The sequence below is a fragment of the Flavobacteriaceae bacterium HL-DH10 genome, assembly GCA_031826515.1.
Lineage (GTDB): Bacteria > Bacteroidota > Bacteroidia > Flavobacteriales > Flavobacteriaceae > Thalassobellus > Thalassobellus suaedae.
Window position 1 is genome coordinate 3,158,375 of sequence record CP134536.1, and the last position, 18,660, is coordinate 3,177,034.

Annotated in this window: 7 protein-coding genes; all 7 read left to right on the forward strand. The window is 39.4% G+C overall.

Annotated elements, in window-relative coordinates; translation table 11 throughout:
* Positions 1-216: 216 nt before the first annotated feature.
* The 7 genes from RHP49_13440 to RHP49_13470 all read left to right on the forward strand — a co-directional run bounded on the left by RHP49_13440 (position 217) and on the right by RHP49_13470 (position 18,451).
* Positions 217-1,491 carry a glycoside hydrolase family 88 protein gene (locus RHP49_13440; GenBank protein WNH11897.1) on the forward strand — a complete coding sequence of 425 codons (1,275 nt, stop codon included), beginning with the start codon at positions 217-219 and terminating at the stop codon, positions 1,489-1,491.
* 24 nt (positions 1,492-1,515) lie between these two features.
* Positions 1,516-2,835 (forward strand): sugar porter family MFS transporter, encoded by a 1,320-nt coding sequence (locus tag RHP49_13445; GenBank protein WNH11898.1) that lies wholly within the window; start codon positions 1,516-1,518, stop codon positions 2,833-2,835.
* Positions 2,836-3,024: 189 nt separating this feature from the next.
* Entirely contained in the window at positions 3,025-4,875 is a 1,851-nt protein-coding gene (locus RHP49_13450) for a glycoside hydrolase family 97 N-terminal domain-containing protein (GenBank protein WNH11899.1), read from the forward strand.
* A 642-nt stretch (positions 4,876-5,517) separates the two neighbouring features.
* Positions 5,518-8,730, forward strand: coding sequence for a TonB-dependent receptor (locus RHP49_13455; GenBank protein WNH11900.1), 3,213 nt, complete (start codon positions 5,518-5,520; stop codon positions 8,728-8,730).
* 13 nt (positions 8,731-8,743) lie between these two features.
* On the forward strand, positions 8,744-10,507 hold the full coding sequence (locus tag RHP49_13460) for a RagB/SusD family nutrient uptake outer membrane protein (protein WNH11901.1): 1,764 nt from the start codon (positions 8,744-8,746) through the stop codon (positions 10,505-10,507).
* A gap of 33 nt (positions 10,508-10,540) precedes the next feature.
* Positions 10,541-11,752, forward strand: a complete 1,212-nt coding sequence (locus tag RHP49_13465) for a DUF5013 domain-containing protein (protein ID WNH11902.1) — start codon at positions 10,541-10,543, stop codon at positions 11,750-11,752.
* 219 nt (positions 11,753-11,971) lie between these two features.
* On the forward strand, positions 11,972-18,451 hold the full coding sequence (locus tag RHP49_13470; protein ID WNH11903.1) for a LamG-like jellyroll fold domain-containing protein: 6,480 nt from the start codon (positions 11,972-11,974) through the stop codon (positions 18,449-18,451).
* Positions 18,452-18,660 lie beyond the last annotated feature (209 nt).

Consider the following 18,660-nt stretch of genomic DNA (forward strand, 5'->3'; position numbering starts at 1 on the left):
TTTCATGAAATAAGAATGAATAGTAATTATAATTTATACGGTTTGGATTATAATTTATAGAACAAAATCTTTATTCTTTCTAATATTGACCCACGCTGTTTCATATTGAAATAAGTAATAAACTAAAAAATGACTGTCATTATTATCTGTTATTAAAATGATGGTTTTATAAAAGATTAAAAAAGATTTCAAGATAAAAGTATGCAAGGTAAGAGTATGAATATATATAGAGAGCGAATAAGTATGGGTGCTAAATTACAAGTTCCAGGGTTAATTTTTATGGCATTATTCCTGTTAATTGGTTGTATGGGTTCTAAAGAAAGAAATGAATCTAACTTAAATTTTGATGTAGATAAACAATTGGATTATTGTGTAACCCAAAGTGAAAAAACAATAGCTTTAAACTTTAAAGATCAAATGATTCCCAGAAATGTAGCCACTAATAGTAGTGCTTGGCGATTGGTGGAATATAAAGATTGGACGAGTGGGTTTTGGCCTGGGGAACTTTGGTATTTGTATGAATTTGCGGGAGATAAAAAGTTAAAGACATTTGCAGATAAATTTACAAGATATTTAACACCACTTTCGGTGACGCCTGCTTTAGATCATGATCTTGGATTTCAGGTGTTTAATAGTTTTGGTAATGGGTATAGGTTAACTGAAAACCCAGAATATAAAGACGTTATTCTTAAAACGGCGGACACACTTGCTACACTTTTTAATCCTAAAGTGGGAACCATTTTGTCGTGGCCAAGAGAGGTGCCTAATATGGAGTGGCCGCAGCACAATACGATTATGGATAACATGATTAATTTGGAATTGTTGTTTTGGGCGTCTAAAAACGGAGGTAATATATCGTTGTACAATAAAGCTGTTAGCCATGCAGAGGTAACCATGAAAAACCATTTTAGGCCTGATTATACGTCTTACCATGTTGTGATATACGATAAAGATACCGGGAAGAAAATAAAAGGAGTTACCCATCAAGGGTACAATGATGAAAGTATGTGGGCAAGAGGGCAAGCCTGGGCCATTTATGGCTATACCATGGTGTATAGGGAAACCAGAGACCCAAAATTTTTAGATTTTGTGCATAAGGTAACCAAGGTGTATTTGGATCGTTTGCCAAAAGATTTAATTCCATATTGGGATTTTGACGCGCCAGGAATACCAAATGAGCCTAAGGATGCATCGGCTGCTGTCATCGTAGCTTCCGCACTTATAGAATTGTCCACTTATACTAAGGATGAAACATTGGCAAAAAAGTATGTCGATAAGGCTGAACAAATGCTTGCTGAACTCTCCATGAACTATCAAAGTAGAAATATGAACACTGCTAATTTATTGCATTCAACAGGGCATAAACCAGCAGGTTCTGAAATTGATTATTCCATAATATATGCAGATTATTATTATGTGGAAGCCTTATTAAGATTGAAAAAAATGAAAGCAGGTAAGCCCCTGAATTCAATAGCATTAAAAACTGAATAAAAAGTTTAAAAACAAATGAACTAGATGAATAATAAAATTTTAATATGGTCTATTGTTGCAGCATTGGCTGGATTTCTTTTTGGATTTGATACCGTAGTAATTTCGGGAGCCGAAAAAAAGTTACAGCTTTTATGGAACACCAGTGATATTTTTCATGGTACTGTGGTTATTGGCATGGCCTTGTGGGGAACTGTTGTAGGCGCTATTTTAGGAGGCATACCTACAAACAGGTTAGGAAGGAGAAATACGTTAATATGGATAGGTGTTTTATATACAATTTCAGCAATAGGATCAGGATTGGCTAACGATCCCATTACTTTTGCCATATTTAGGTTTATTGGAGGCTTAGGAGTAGGAGCATCCACCATAGCCGCACCAGCCTATATTTCTGAAATTGCCCCCGCAAAAGATAGAGGAAAATTGGTTGGGCTATATCAATTTAATATCGTTTTCGGTATATTGGTAGCTTTTGGCTCTAACTATTTGTTAAGCGGAATAGGGGATAACGATTGGCGTTGGATGGTAGGAATAGAAGCAATACCAGCAGCTATTTATACACTATTAGTATTTGTCTTACCCAAAAGCCCACGATGGTTATTGACCAAATTTAGAACCGAAGAAGCTAAAATAGTATTACAAACAATTAACCCAGATGTAAACCCTGAAGATTTAATTTCTGAAATTAAGGAAGAAATGGATACTACGGTACCGAATGAAAATATTTTTCTTAAAAAATATAGATTCCCTGTTGTTTTAGCGTTCTTAATTTCTTTCTTCAATCAATTATCAGGCATCAATGCCTTACTATATTATGCTCCTAGAATTTTAACCGAAGCAGGGCTAGCTGAGAGTTCTGCCTTATTAAGCAGTATTGGGGTAGGTGTAACCAATATGATTTTTACATTGTTGGGGATTTATTTGATTGATAAATTGGGTAGGAAACAATTAATGTATATAGGTTCTATAGGTTATATAGTTTCTTTGTCATTAGTTTCTTTGGCTTTTATTTTTAATTGGGAAGGCCGTTATATGCCCTTGTTTTTGTTTGCTTTTATAGCTGCCCATGCCATTGGGCAGGGCGCTGTAATATGGGTGTTTATTTCAGAAATTTTCCCAAATCATTTAAGAGGGTTTGGACAGTCTTTTGGGTGTTCAGTACACTGGGTTTTAGCAGCAGTGGTTCCGTCATTGGTTCCAGTCTTATTCACTGTGATAGGTGCAGGAGCTGTATTTGCCTTTTTTGCTTTTATGATGGTGTTTCAGTTGTTGTTTGTTGTTTTTATGATGCCAGAAACCAAAGGGAAAACGTTGGAAGAATTACAAGAAGTAATGATAAATAAATGAGTAAGAAAATAAAAGGGGACAAAGTAAATTAATGTATGTAAACCATCCATAGTAAGGTTTTGTTGTCCGAGGGAATGATTATTAAGATGTTGTATATGGCCGACAAAAACAAATAAATATAAACGTGTTATAGTAGTATTTAAATTCAATATGATGATAATGGTTACTAGATTAAACAAGTCCATTTTAATGATATTGACCCTGTTTGTTTTCAATCAGGTTCAGGCTGAAGATTGGCATAAACTGTTGATGTCTCCAGACGGAAACTATAAGTTTACAATTACAAGAAACAATACTGGAGAAATTAAGTACAGTGTAGATTATAGGAGTAAATCTCTAATAAAACCTTCCCAATTGTCCATTTCCCTCGATAATCACCTGTCCGAATGGGCATTTGCTATTAAAGAAAAGCCAGAAGTATCGTGGATGGATGGACTGGTGTTGAAAGAAACAAAAACAAACTCGGTTGATTCCAGCTGGATGCCTGTTTATGGTGAACGCTCGGTTATACAAGAAAAGTACAATGAGCTGATACTAACTTTTGAACAAAAGGCCAGTGCTAACTACAAAATGGATATTCAGATCCGGGCATACAACGAAGGCATAGCCATTCGGTATTATTTCCATACCAACCCAACAGGTATTTATTACCGGATTACTGAAGAGAACACCGAATTTACTTTCCCTGAAGGTACACAAGCCTGGTTTGAACCCTGGGCACAAGGACCATTTACCAAAATGTCTTTGTCTAATTGGCTGACCGAAAGTGAAAGACCTTTGACTTTGGAACTTGAAAACGGCCTGTATGCCTGCCTCACAGAAGCTGCCATGGTAGATTTTGTCAGAACCAAATTTGAACTGGCTAGAAATAAACCCAATACCGTAAAAACAGTACTTTATGAATCTGTAGACAAAGTACCATACTTCAACACACCGTGGCGAGTAATTATGGCGGCAGAGACTCCTGGTGAATTGATTGAGAATAATGATATTTTACTAAACCTGAATGTGCCCTCGAAAATTAACGGAGATTCATGGATTAAACCTGGTAAAATTGTTCGAGATAAGTCCCTCACGGACAAAGGTTCTAAAGAATGGATAGACTTTGCTGCTGAACATAATCTTCAGTATTTATTAATCGACTGCTGTTGGTATGGCGAACATTTTGGATGGGAAACGGATGCCAAAGAGGAGCGGATTAATTTACGGTTGAAAGAATTGATTGCGTATGGAAATGAGAAAGGAATTGGCACATTCTTATATGTCAATCAGCAAGCCTTGGCTAAACAGGATGTTGAGCTATTTCCACTATACAAGAAATGGGGCGTAGCGGGTGTGAAATATGGATTTGTTCAGGTGGGTTCACATCGCTGGACGAAGTGGTTGCACGAATCGGTGCAGTGGGCAGCTGATAACCAACTTATGGTCAATATTCATGATGAATTTCGACTCACCGGGGAACAGCGTACCTGGCCGAACATCATGACTGTAGAAGGTATTCGTGGCAATGAAGAAATGCCAGATGCAACACATAACACCATATTGCCATTTACCAGAGGTATTGCAGGTATGGGAGACTATACCATATGCTACTACACACCTCGCATCAAAACCACGCATGCACACCAACTGGCCCTTTCCATAATTATGTATAGTCCACTGCAAACCTTGTTTTGGTACGACAAAGCTTCCGATTACCAAGGTGAATCTGAGATTGAATTTTTTGAAAAGGTACCCACAATATGGGACGATACTAAAGTGCTGGATGGCCGAATAGGCGAATACATCGTCATAGCCAGACGCTCCAGTGACGAGTGGTTTATCGGTGGCATTACGAACAATGACGCCCGCGAGATCGAATTGAATTTCGATTTCCTTGACGAAGGTGAAAAGTACATGGCCACCTTTTATCAGGATGATGAATCCATTAACACCCGGACGCAAGTGTCGTTGAAACAGAAAAAACTGAACAGTAAATCAAAGATAAAACTGCCTCTAAAAGCTTCAGGAGGTGTGGCAATATGGATAAGAGCACAGTAAAAATCAGACTTTGTTAACCAATTGTCGTGGCATCAACAACTAAGGTCATGATGTTTTATTGTTGTTGTTTCAAAGATTAAATAGTATTGTACTTTGTCTAGTCAGTTTCATATAAAATACAATGATTCCAAAAAGACTAGACTTCCAACATATCCATATTGCTTTTTTATTAACTCACTAAAGTTATAATAATCAGGTTCGCAATCTTTTTTGAAAGATTACATGATAGATAACCCTATTGGCATGGGAGTAATAAAAGAGAATTTTAACCTCCTCATAAGTTTGAATTTTACTTAAAATGTTAAACATCTGTGGCTATTATATGTTTCAACAGATAGAAGGTAATAGAGGTAATAATCGTGATGATATACTTTCTCTAATTTATTTCAGTTTAAACGCGGGTATTGTAGTGTTTATAACACTTTAAATCGTGTTGTAACTATAAAATGAGTGATAATTTATCAATATTGAGCTATAATTGATACCGTATGAAGACTGATGTAATTATCATTGTAATCTAAATTCTTTATAAATTTTTGTTAAAAAGCGAACTGTTGGTTTCTTCTATAATTAAGGAAATTAATTGTAAAGCAAATACAAGAAAAAGACTAAAAACTAAATATTAACTAAAACTAAATTTTTATGAAAAAAACTTATTTTGCTAAAGTGAAATCACGAATGGGCAGTCTCATTGGTGTTTTTTTGCTATGTAGTATGTTTAGCAATCTGCATGCCCTTCCGGATGACATTAGCACGGAAGTGGACATAATTTTAACGAAAGTCACCGGAAAAATTACGTCAGCCTCAGATGGCCAACCATTGCCAGGTGCAACGGTAATGGTAAAAGGAACTTCAAAAGGAGTCGTATCCAACTTTGACGGCGATTACGAAATAGAAGTGAACGATCCAGCCAATGCCGTATTGATGATATCCTTTATAGGATTTAAGACTGTAGAAGTTCCTGTAAACAATCAAAGTGTTATTAATATAGCATTGGAAGAGGACAATGCGCTGTTGGAAGAAGTAGTAATTGTGGGATATGGACAACAAAAGAAGGCAACACTAACTGGGGCAATTGAAACAATTTCCGCAGCAGCTTTTGAGGATAGGGCGATAACCAACCCAGCATTGTCTCTTCAAGGTCAAACCCCTGGATTGGTAGTAACCCGTGGTTCTTCCAGACCTGGTAATGAGGGTCTTAAATTACAAATTAGAGGTGTTACCTCTGTTAATGGAGGCTCACCTTTAATAGTTATTGATGGTGTTCCTGCTTTGAATGACAGTGCATTTTATAACATGAACCCAGATGACATAGCGTCTATAAGTGTTCTTAAAGATGGAGCGGCTTCTATTTATGGATCTCGGGCAGCCAATGGTGTGATTTTAGTAGAGACCAAACGAGGAAAATCTGGTGAAATTAAAGTAAACTTAACCAGTAATTTTAGGGTCAATGCTATTGGAATTAAACCAGCTGTTTCTGGTTTAAGAGATTATGCTGCTTTGAATATCGATGCTACCGATCAGGATTTGGCATATGCTGGTACTGCTTGGTATTGGGGCTGGGTAAATAGGGAAACCCTTGTAAGAATGCGAGATGAAGGTCCTGGTATATATACCACCCAATATTGGGGGGATATTTACCTTGGAGAAGGCAATCGTTTTAATGATATGTATGGTACGTCCTACTCAAACCAAACTAACTTAAGTATTTCGGGAGGTTCCGATAGAGCTAAATATAGGGTGTCTGCCGGATATGCTGAAAATGTAGGGAATCTTAAACCTTCTTATGATGGGAAGAAGCAATATAATCTAAGGTTTAACCATAGTTACAAACTTTCCGATAAAATAAATATCGAAACTGGTATCTCTTATTTTAGGTCTCATGTTTCTGGTCCTTCAGGAGGTCTTGGTATTACTTCATTAGCATATGATCCGCCATTGTTTCCTGCTAAAAACCCGTATGGGCAATGGTATGCCAATTTTGGTGTTGCTGGAAATAGACACTCAATAGCGAATGTTTTAGAAGGTGGTCGGGATGAGGCATATGCCGATCAATTAAAGTTGAATATGGCAGTTACCTACGATATTACCGATAACTTAAACTTTCGAGCAACAGCTAGTGTAGACAAGGAATTCTTGGATCAAGAAATATATAAGATTAATATACCCACGTACACGTGGTTTGGTGAAAAAGCACCGGAGTCTGTCAATACGACCTCTTCCTTTGAAAAGAAGAAAAAGGATATTAGCTATCAAAATTTTGGCGCATTTCTTAATTACAAAAAAACATTTTGGGAAGACCATAGCTTTGGTGTAATGGTCGGGACGACTTCCGAATTGAGAAAAACGGATGATTTATATGGCTATAGACAAGGATTTGAAGATAATGGAGTCTATGACTTGAATGTGGCATCTCCTGAAAATAACGTGACCAATGCAGGAGGATCTTCTAATTGGGGCTTCCTTTCCCAATTAGGACGTTTCAATTACGGATACAAAGATAAGTACCTCTTGGAGTTTACAGGTAGAAGAGACGGCACCTCAAAATTTCATTCTGATTACCGTTGGTCGTTCTTTGGAGGTACTTCCGCCGGATGGGTCGTAACCGAAGAATCATTTATGCAAGATGTTTCCGTATTGAACTTTCTTAAGTTCAAGGCTAGTTATGGTGAGATGGGTGGACAGGTAGGTATTGGTAATCATGATTATGTGTCTGCCATAAATCTGGGGTCAGCTGTTTTTGGAACTAGTGCTTCCCTTCAAACTACCGCATCCATTCAAGGGCTTACTAGCCTTACCCGTACTTGGGAAAAAATTAGTGTGGCGAATTATGGTGCTGAGTTTAGGCTTTTTGATAACAAATTAGCTGGATCATTTGATTATTTTACCAAAAAGAACGATGGGATGTTAATCGCTGTGAACTATCCAGATCTATTAGGTGGGACGGCTCCTAAAACAAATAGTGGGCTTTTGGAAGTAAAAGGATGGGAAGCCATGCTTTCATGGAAATCGAACATAGGCGATTTGAAATATAATGTGTCTGTGAATATGAGTGATACAAATAATAAATTGGTAAGCATGGAAGGAGTAGGCATATACAAAGCAGGCCTTAACTCAACTATAGAAGGCTACCCACTAAACTCATATTTTCTATATGAGACAGATGGTTTTTTTGCCAATGAAACAGAAGTGGATGCTTACTATGCACAACTTAATAACGGAGGAGAAATTCCTAATGCCAGTAACGAAGCCGTACGTTTACGCCCAGGAGATACAAGAAAAGTTAATTTGGATGGGGATGATGTTATCTTAGGATCTGGGACTATAGCAGGTGGAGATGGTGATGTTAAATACATGGGCGATGCCGCTCCTCACTACACCTATGGTATCAATTTAGGCTTTCAGTACAAAGGGTTTGACCTGAGTACATTTTTTCAGGGTGTGCTTAACCAAAACATTGTAAGAACCGATGGTATGGCTTATCCGTTTGTTACAGTGGGTAATAACCAAACTACAGCTTATAGAGGCAAAACCTGGACAGAAGAAAACCCTAATGCTGCCTACCCAAGAATGACATTTCATACAGCTAGAGCCAATTGGAACTGGAAAAATAATGACTTTATGATGCAGAACAACCGTTATATCAGGTTGAAGTCATTGGTGTTTGGTTATACGTTAGAAAACCTTAAAATTGGAAATGGTTCTTTGGATAGGTTCCGTATCTATTTTTCAGGGAACGACCTGTTTGAATTGACAAGTGTTAAAGATGGCTGGGATCCTGAATTTGGATCGAGTAGCAATAGCTCGTATCCATTTAATAGAACCTATTCACTTGGTCTAAATATAACATTCTAAAAAAATGAAAACAATGAAAAAAAATAATTTTATATGGATGCTGTTAGGAATATTAATTTCGTTAACAGCATGTGAAAAAGAGTTTCTGAATTTAGAACTGCCAGATGCACTATCAGAATCATCTTACTACAAAACACCAGACCACTTTAGGACTGCGGCCAATAGTTTGTACAATAGTTTGTGGGCCTGGGGAGATGCTCAAGGGCTTCTTTTGGACAGAGGATCTGACTTGAACACCTTTATTACAGGCTACGGACAAGGAAATATTAATCCAGGAAACACAGATTTTGTTTGGACTAATTCCTATAAATATATTAGGGACGCCAATGTGCTTTTGCAAAAAGGCAACGAATATTCTGGAGCACCTGAAGAGATTGAACAATATGTTGCAGCCGCTAAATTTTTTAGGGCGTATCATTATTTCTTTCTACTCCAAAGGTTTGGTGGGGTACCTATTGTAACAACTGTGTTGGATGTAGATTCTCCAGAATTATCTAGTAGAAGAAACTCCCGTTACGAGTTACTGTTTCAGGTAAAGAGCGATTTAGAAGGGGCTATTGAAGGTTTGCCCAATGAAGCAAATATAGCCTCTAGTGATAAAGGCCACATAAGCAAGGAAGCCGCACAGTCATTATTGGCAAAATCACTTTTGTTTGAAGCTACTTGGGAAAAATATGTAGGCACTTCGACCGATGGGGATGGAACTACTAATGGAGCAGGATCGACAAAGCCTACAGGGTATCCTTCTATGAACGACATGTTTCAACAAGCCGCAGATTTATCTAAAAGTGTTATGGATAGCGGTAATTTTGAGTTGTGGAACTACAATGAAGAGCTAAATAATTTGAGCATGTACTACCTCTTTAACTTAGAGGATGCTGGATCTAATCCAGCTGGACTGGACAAGTCAACGAACAAGGAGTTTATATTGTATAGTAAATATGATGTTGTGCTACGTCAAGGACGTACTAATATTAGTCACGCTTCTTATTACTCGTCAATAAACCAGAATTTTTTGGATATGTTCCTTATGACAGACGGTTTGCCAATCGATAAATCCCCGTTATTTCAAGGGTACAAGTCAAACTATGAGCAATGGTTTGATCGTGATTACAGGCTATATGCATATGCTGGCGGTAACGAACAAGAGGTGGAAATATCAGAAGAAACACCAAAACTTTTAGAAGGAGGAGTTCCTTATTGGAACCGTAAATTCAGGTCTTATAACTATCCAAATTATAGGGAAGCGGCCACAGAGTCATCAGATTTTCCAATTATCAGGTTTGCAGAAGTGTACTTAACGTATGCAGAAGCCTTATATGAATTAAATGGAGCGATTACTGATGGACAATTGAATGAGTCCTTAAATTTGGTAAGAGGACGTGCTGGTGTAGCTCCGTTAACCAATCAATTGGCTACTACCTATAGTTTGAATATTCTAGAAGAAATTAGAAGAGAAAGAACAGTAGAGTTGTTTCAGGAAAATAATAGGTTTAACGACTTAAAGAGATGGGGTATAGCTGAAGAAGTGTTAAGTGCACCACTTTTCGGACCTATTATAGAAGGTACTGACTATGAAACCAATACGGATTTGTACGATCCATCGAAATTTCAATTTGGGGAAGCCGTAAAACAGTACACGGCCGAAGGACCTAAGAGAGCGATAGTAGTTGATCCAAGTAGTAACAGAAGCTGGGCTCGTAAAAATTATTTAATTCCTATTCCTGTTGAAGAAATCAACTTAAATGGTAGTCTTCTACAAAACCCAGGGTATTAATCTCGTAGTGTGTAATATTTTAAAAAAGAACAAATGAAAAAATTAAGTTTTAGATATAAAATAGGTATTTTGGCCTTAGCCAGTATATTTGTGGCTATAGTTTCGTGTCAGGAAGAGTACGATCCTGATCTAGTAACATACCCCGAAATTACTGTAGATGGGTTTTCCCCAAGTGAAGGATATCCAGGTTCTATAGTTACCATTACGGGAAGTAATTTTGGAGATCGATTTGAAGCTGCAAAAATAAGCTTCAATGGAGAACTCGTTACCGACTTTGTGAGTTATCAAGAGAACATAATGGAAGTAAGAGTTCCCCAAGGTGCAACCAATGGGAAACTCTCTGTTCAGGTATGGACACATGTTAAAGATTCCATAGGCAGCTATGCGGTAAAACAATTGCCAAAAATGGATTCCACCAAGGCTGAAAATGGTTCAAATATCACTTTCCCTGGAGATGTGGTTACCATTATCGGAAGTAATTTTGGTATTGATGCAACTGCCCTTGTTATTACTTTCAATGGAACTACTGCAGAGATTGTTTCAATTCAGGATAATGAAATAAAAGTGATTGCTCCTGAAGGGTTTGCGACAGGATATATAGACCTTACCATAGGAGGTTCTACCGTAGTAGGCTCTACCGTAATGATAAATCCTACTGCGTCTGGTGATATTACACCTTATTTCTTAGCAAATACTGGAGTTGTAGATGCTCAAGGAGGAGGGTTTGGATTTAGTGAAGATAGTGGTACTGGTAGATATAGAATACTTTCGGAACCATGGATAACAAATAGCGCTGGAAAGAATAAGAGCGGTATTGGTGGCTGGGGACGTGAACAATGGAATGGTCGTGAAGGATATATATGCTGGGAAACATGGGGCAATACACCAGTCGATAACGGTATAATCTATCAACCAACATCTTTTGCGTTGCCAGTTGGGAGTTATACGATAACACTTAATTATTATTCTGAAACTCAAATGGATTCTTCGGTTTATTTAGAAGTTGCGGCAGGAGGAAATGGTATTCCCAATCTGGCCAATATTTCAACAGCATTGGCGTCCGTTATGCTTTATAATGGAGCTACGATTGGTGAGACTTCGCCAAGCTTTGCAGGAGAGGCAACACTCGATTTTACTGTGGAAACTTCGCAAGTAGTGTCGATAGGTTTCTTAGGCAACTTGAAAGGTAGGGATTCAAAAGGTAATTACTTTTTAGGAAAATGGATTAAATTAGTTAAAAACTAAATATTTATTTTTTAGAAACACCCCTTAATTAAGGGGTGTTTCTAATTTTAACTTATCCAAAGGATTAAACTTTTGAAAATTATATTGATTCAACTACCACTAACTAAATAATTCTAAATAAAAAAACAAGCATAAAAATTTTACTGATAATAAGAGTTAATTTTTGTACAAATTTTGTTTAACGTTCTAAAATTATAGAACATAAATTAATTATAAACAATGAAAACAATACTACTCAAAACAAAAAACCTATGCCTCTTTTTGGTTGGTTTTTTACTAGCCTTTCAGGCCACGGCACAGGAGTTTGTGCATCCGGGAGGTCTCCATACACTGGAAGAGCTCAACCGCATGAAAGAGAAAGTTGCTGCAGGGGAAAGCCCTTGGATAGAGGGTTGGAATGCGTTGACTTTCGACTGGAAGTCGAGTGCTACTTATGGTATGACCAGTGGCGCTAGAGAAAATGCGAACTATAGGCAAAACATGAACAGGGACGCACAGGCGGCTTACCTGAACGCGCTCCGCTGGTACATCTCTGGGGACGTAGCCCATGCAGAAAAGGCTATAAGCATATACATGGCCTATGCCAATACCGTTAACCAAATACCCTCTGGAGGAACTACAGATATATTGGGACTTGGAGGTATAGGTTTTACAGCTATGGCCATGGGGGCTGAGATCATGAGGCTCTATGAGGGCTGGGCTCCAGAGGACTTTGAGAAGTTTAAGTTTATGATGAAGGAGTATTTCTATCCTGTAAGCCACGACTTCCTGACCTACCATAGAGGTACCTGCCCCACATATTATTGGGCAAATTGGGACTTGAACAATGTTTCTGCACTGATTGCTATCGGTATTCTGGTGGATGACCGGGATATTTTTAATGAGGGAATTGAGTATTTTAAAAATGGAGTTGGTAGTGGTAATATTCATAACGCCATCCCTTTTGTTCAGGGAGATTTTGGTCAATATCAGGAATCCGGAAGGGACCAGTCACATGCTTTGTTGGGTATCGGGTTGATGGCCAATTCTTGCCAAATGGCCTGGAACCAGGGAGTGGATCTGTATGGCTATGACGACAATAGGTTTCTGAAAGGTGCCGAATTTGCGGCCCGTACTGGAGCACTTTCGCTCGATGCACCATTTTTTGAAGAATTAAACACCTGTGCCAACCGCGGGCACCGCTGGGTAGCCAGCAATCAACTGGGAAGATATTTTGATCAACCTGTTTGGGAAATAGTTTATAATCATTATGTGGTAAAACAGGGACTGGAAGCACCTCATGTTGAAGCCATGGCACAGATCATGCGATTTGCTGGCAGTACCAATGACCAGTTGGGTCATGGTACGCTCACTTTTACGCTGGATGCAGCCGCTTCCCCACTAGCCTTTACAGCACCTCCAGGACAGCTGCAAGGTCTTACAGTACTAGAGGGCATCGGCAGGGTTGAATTGATTTGGAATGCTATAGAGACCATGGACGCCGAAGGGTTTACTGTTAAACGTTCGACAAGTTCGGGTGGACCATATACGACCATAGCTTCCTGGACGGGCAATACAGCCCCAGGATTTACCGATTTTGGTGTCGAAAACGGCACGACGTACTATTATGTGGTTTCCGCCAGGAACGAAGTGGGTGATGGGCCTGAGTCGGTTGAGATCTCAGCCACGCCTAGGGAAGCGGTACAAGAACTGCCAACGGGATGGACCAGAACAGACATAGGCATCCAGAGTGTTGAAGGTGAAGCTGTTTATGCCGAGGTTAATACCGGACATAGTTTTATTACCAAAGGAGCGGGTTGGATAGGAAAAGGAAATTTCGATTCTATGGGATTCACTTACGGAATGGCTTCAGGCGATGTAACGCTAACTGCAAGGGTGAAAGACTTTGGAGGTTTGCAAAAAACAGGGATTATGATCCGTGAATCGCTAGATCCCGATGCCAAGACGGTACTGATGAAAATTGGTGATGGCGGTTGGCGTATCGCTGGAATGGGATTACGTACCGAAACAGGGGCAAACATGTGGTTTGTAGATGGAAACCGTTACACCTGGCGCCCCAAAATCTGGTTCAGAATTTCCCGGGTTGGAAATACTTTTACCGTTTATGAGTCCAACAACAAGGATGTTTGGTTTGAAGTAGGTAGCCATACAATCGAAATGGCAGAGAATGTGTACGTGGGGCTTTTCAACTGTTCGGGGAATGCTACTTCATTGAATGAAACGAGGTTTGATCACGTTACGGTCACAGGACTTGATAGCAGTGCACCTGAGGCGCCTGCCAACTTTACGGCATCATCTGGCAATACCCAGAACATGCTGGATTGGGATGAGGTAACTGGAGCTTCCAGCTATACCTTAAAGCGCTCTACAACCAGTGGCGGGCCTTATACAACTATAGCAGCCAATCTTAATAAAATGGAATATCAGGATACAGGGTTAGAAAATGGTACTACTTATTATTATGTGGTGTCTGCTGATAACCTTTCGGGAGAGAGTGTCAATTCTTTAGAGATAAGTGTTGCGCCAGAATTGGCTATTGCACTGGCACCCGAAGAAGTAACCGCTCAGTCGGTATCTGGGCAGCAGATTGATCTATCGTGGAATGCAAGCTTAAGTGCAACTAGCTATCATGTAAAACGTGCCACGGTGAGTGGTGGAGCTTATGCCATTATTGACAGTCCTGATACCACTTTATATAGTGACACAACCGTAACGCCAAATACAACCTATTACTATGTGATCACAGCGATAAATGCGCTTGGAGAATCGGAGAGCTCATTGGAAGTGAGGGCAACACCTGGGCAAGTAAGCTATTGGAAATTTGATGAAACAGAAGGACCAGATGCCGCTGATTCCTGGAGTGATAATATGGGAGCTTTGAGTTCAGGTACTATATTTTCTGAAGGTCTGATAGATAATGCAGTGCGTTTGAATGGAAGCGATGAGCATGTGACACTTCCTGAAGGGATAGTAAGTTCTTTGACGGACTTTAGCATCACCACCTGGGTAAAACTTGATAAAGTGGACAACTGGGCACGAGTTTTTGACTTTGGTTCAGGAAGAGACAATTTTATGTTTGTTACACCAAGAAATGGAGATTCTGGTACTTTGCGCTATAGTATAAATAATGGAGCAGGCCAAGAACAAATCAATACGGGATCTGCTTTAACCTCCGGGAGATGGTATCATCTGGCTGTAACACAATCCGGCACTACGGCTATTCTTTATTTGGATGGCGTGGAAGTAGGTAGAAATGATAATATGACCCTTAATCCATCCAGTCTGGGCAATACTACCCAAAATTGGATTGGTAAATCACAATATCCTGATCCGTTGTTAGAAGGTCTGGTTGATGATTTTAGAATTTATAGCAGGACGCTAGAAGCTGCAGAGGTGGACTCGCTTTTCAATGCGGTGGATTTTCCTGCCGTAGCGCCTGTTTCCCTACTGGCCGCACCTGGCAATAACAAGATTACCCTGAAGTGGAACGATTCTCAGGGAGCTACCAGCTATACGGTTTATAGATCAGACGTTTCTGGTGGGCCTTATACACAAGTTGGAACATCTTTAGTCAATGAATTTTTGGACACGGAAGTGCTTAATGAATCTGCTTACTATTATGTAGTAACTGCTACCACACCTCTTGGAGAAAGCGCTTATAGCGAAGAGATAAACGGGACTCCTAACGGGGGTCGTGTTGCCTATTTGAAATTTAATGAAACAACAGGTACAAGTGCTGCGGACTCCTGGGGTGATAATGTGGGAACTCTTAGTTCAGGAGCAGCATTTACAGAGGGCCTGATAGATAATGGCGTGAGTTTGAACGGAAGCGATGGGTATGTTACACTCTCTGAAGGGATAGTAAGTTCTTTGACGGACTTTAGCATCACCACCTGGGTAAAGCTTGATAAAGTGGACAACTGGGCACGTCTCTTTGACTTTGGTTCTGGAACAAGCAACTACATGTTTATCACACCAAAAAATGGATCCAACGGCAGATTGCGGTACGCTATTAAAAATGGTGGCGGAGAGCAGCAAATAAATACAAGTGCTACTTTAATCATAAGCAGATGGTATCACCTGGCCGTGACGCAATCCGGTACTACTGCCATTCTTTATTTGGACGGCGTAGAAGTAGGCCGAAATACTAATATGACTCTTAATCCGTCCAGCTTGGGCAGTACGTCCCAAAACTGGATCGGAAAGGCACAATATCCTGACCCTTTGTTAGCAGGGCAGGTAGATGATTTCAGGATCTACAGTGAGGCATTGGGCGCTTCAGATATAGCAGAAATGGCTTTTGCATATTTGCCACCTGCAGCTCCGAATAACCTTTATACAGAGGCAGGAAATAATCAGGTGTCATTAAGTTGGACCGCCGCGTTGGGAGGAAACGGTTATAATATCAAAAGGGCTACGGATGTAGAAGGTCCATTTGAGGTAATTGCTAACGTAGTTGATACGAGCTACATAGATACAACAGCAGTAAACTGCGAAAAATATTTCTACACCGTATCGACTATTAATAACGTGGGCGAAAGTGCGGATTCATCGCCTTCGAGCCCTTGGTTGGGAAGGAAACTTTCAGGTATGTTAATAGGTACGGATGGTTCTGGGGGCAATAACCCCGCTACCACCAAAGAAGCAGCAGTAGATGGGGATATAGGGACGTATTTCGATGCGCCGACTAGTACCGCATGGGTAGGGTACGATTTGGGTGATGATGGCAGGAGTGTAATCACGAAAGTGCGTTACGCGCCACGTCCCAGTCATTCACACCGTATGAACGGATCGCAGATTCAAGGCGCCAATACCCCCGATTTCAGTGATGCTGAAACACTATTTTTTATTCCAAGACCCGCTGAATGGGTGATGACGGAACAAACTATTTCCAATAGCGGGGGGTATCGTTATGTTCGGTGCTTTTCGCCAAACGGTTACGGGAGCATTGCTGAACTCGAATTTTATGGGCTGCCAGCGCGTTTACCGGAATTTAGTAGTGACAGTATTGTAGAAGGGACATACGGTTCAGAATTCCATTATTTGACCGTGGCTTCTGATTTGCCGGAAGATTTCGTGGCTACCGGATTGCCGGAGGGATTAAGTATTGATGCTTGTACCGGTTTTATTTCCGGTGTACCACAAGCAGCAGGAACTTTTTCTGTAGATATAACCGCTACCAATTATTATGGTTCCAGTACTTATACTGTGGAGTTAATGATTAGGAAGAATCAAACTATTGATTTTGGTTCTATACCTGTGAAATACATTGGTGATGCCGATTTTGAACTTACAGCTGTTGCAAGCTCAGGTTTGCCGATTACATACAGTAGTTCCGATACCACAATAGCTACCATTGTTGATGGAAACAAACTGCATATCAATGGAGTGGGTACAAGTGTTATCACGGCTTCGAATGTAGGTGATAGTATTTACTATCCTACAGAGGAAGTTAGCCAAACTTTTACGGTATTGCCTTTGAGTCTCAATGTGCTGTATAAGGATGGTGACAATGGAAAGACATCAAATGGTCATATTAAACCTCATTTGCAAATTGAAAACAACGATGCTATAAGTGTTGCCTATAGTGAACTATCGGTTCGCTACTGGTTTACAGCTGAAAATTTTGCGGGCATCAATACCTGGATCGATTATGCTGATTTGGGTACTGATTTGGTTTCTATGAATTATGTAGCTTTGGAAAAACCGCATGACGGCGCTTTAGGCTATGTGGAATATCGTTTTGATTCCGTTGCAACCATGCTGGATGCTAGTGGTAATTCAGGGGAGATCCAGTCAAGACTATCCAACACCGACTGGGCAAATTTTGATGAATCAAATGATTATTCTTATCAATCAAATTCGGCTTATGACGCCAACGACCACATCACCCTGTACCGGAACGGATACCTGATTTCGGGAACAGAACCAGCACAGATTAATACAGATTTGAGCTTGAAAGTATATTCTGAAAATAAGAATAATAAAACTAGCACCAGTACGATAAATACTTACCTGAAGCTTGTAAATGAGGGAAATGTTCCAGTAGAATATAATGATCTGATTATCAGATATTGGTTTACAAAAGACAGTGAATCGGATTTGAACTACTGGATAGACTATGCGGATTTGGATGAATCAAATATATCTGGTCAGTTTGTAGCCCTTAATCCAGTCTTTTCAGAAGCAGACACTTATTTTGAGATTTCATTAGATTCGGCAGTTGGGTCACTCTATCCGTTAAGTCATACTGGAGAAATTCAGTACAGGATAACTAAAACCGATTGGTCTAAATTTGAAGAGTTGAATGACTATTCTTATTTGCCAAAAGCACCATTTGCAGAGAATGCGCATATCACGGTGTACTATAAAGGAGCACTTGTATATGGGATAGAGCCAGGTGGCAATAATTCTGCAAAAGGTATTAATGATCAAAAGACAGCAAATATGAACCAATTAGATATTGATGAGCTTAAGGTCTATCCAAATCCGGTATCTGATAAACTTACTGTACTTCTTAATAGTGAAAATGAAGATGTACAATTAATGTTGCACAGTAGCACGGGTAAGTTATTGATAGCTACTAAATCTAGAGAAAACCAGCACACATTAGACCTTAGTGCTTTGTCTGAAGGTGTTTACATTCTTACTATTACTGATACGAATGGAAGTACTTTTAAGAAGATTGTAAAGGAATAGATATTAATGGAAAGGTGATAACCATTATTGCTTAGAAATGATGAAAGACGGGAATAATTATCCCGTCTTTCACATTTTTATCTTTTAACTATCTTGTTTTTTTTCAAGTTTCTAAATCATACCAAACTCGCATTGAGAATTTGTTGAAACCCTTTTTAACTAGGCTCAAAAAGGACTTTAAAAATATCAAAAAATCAAAAGCTTCTATG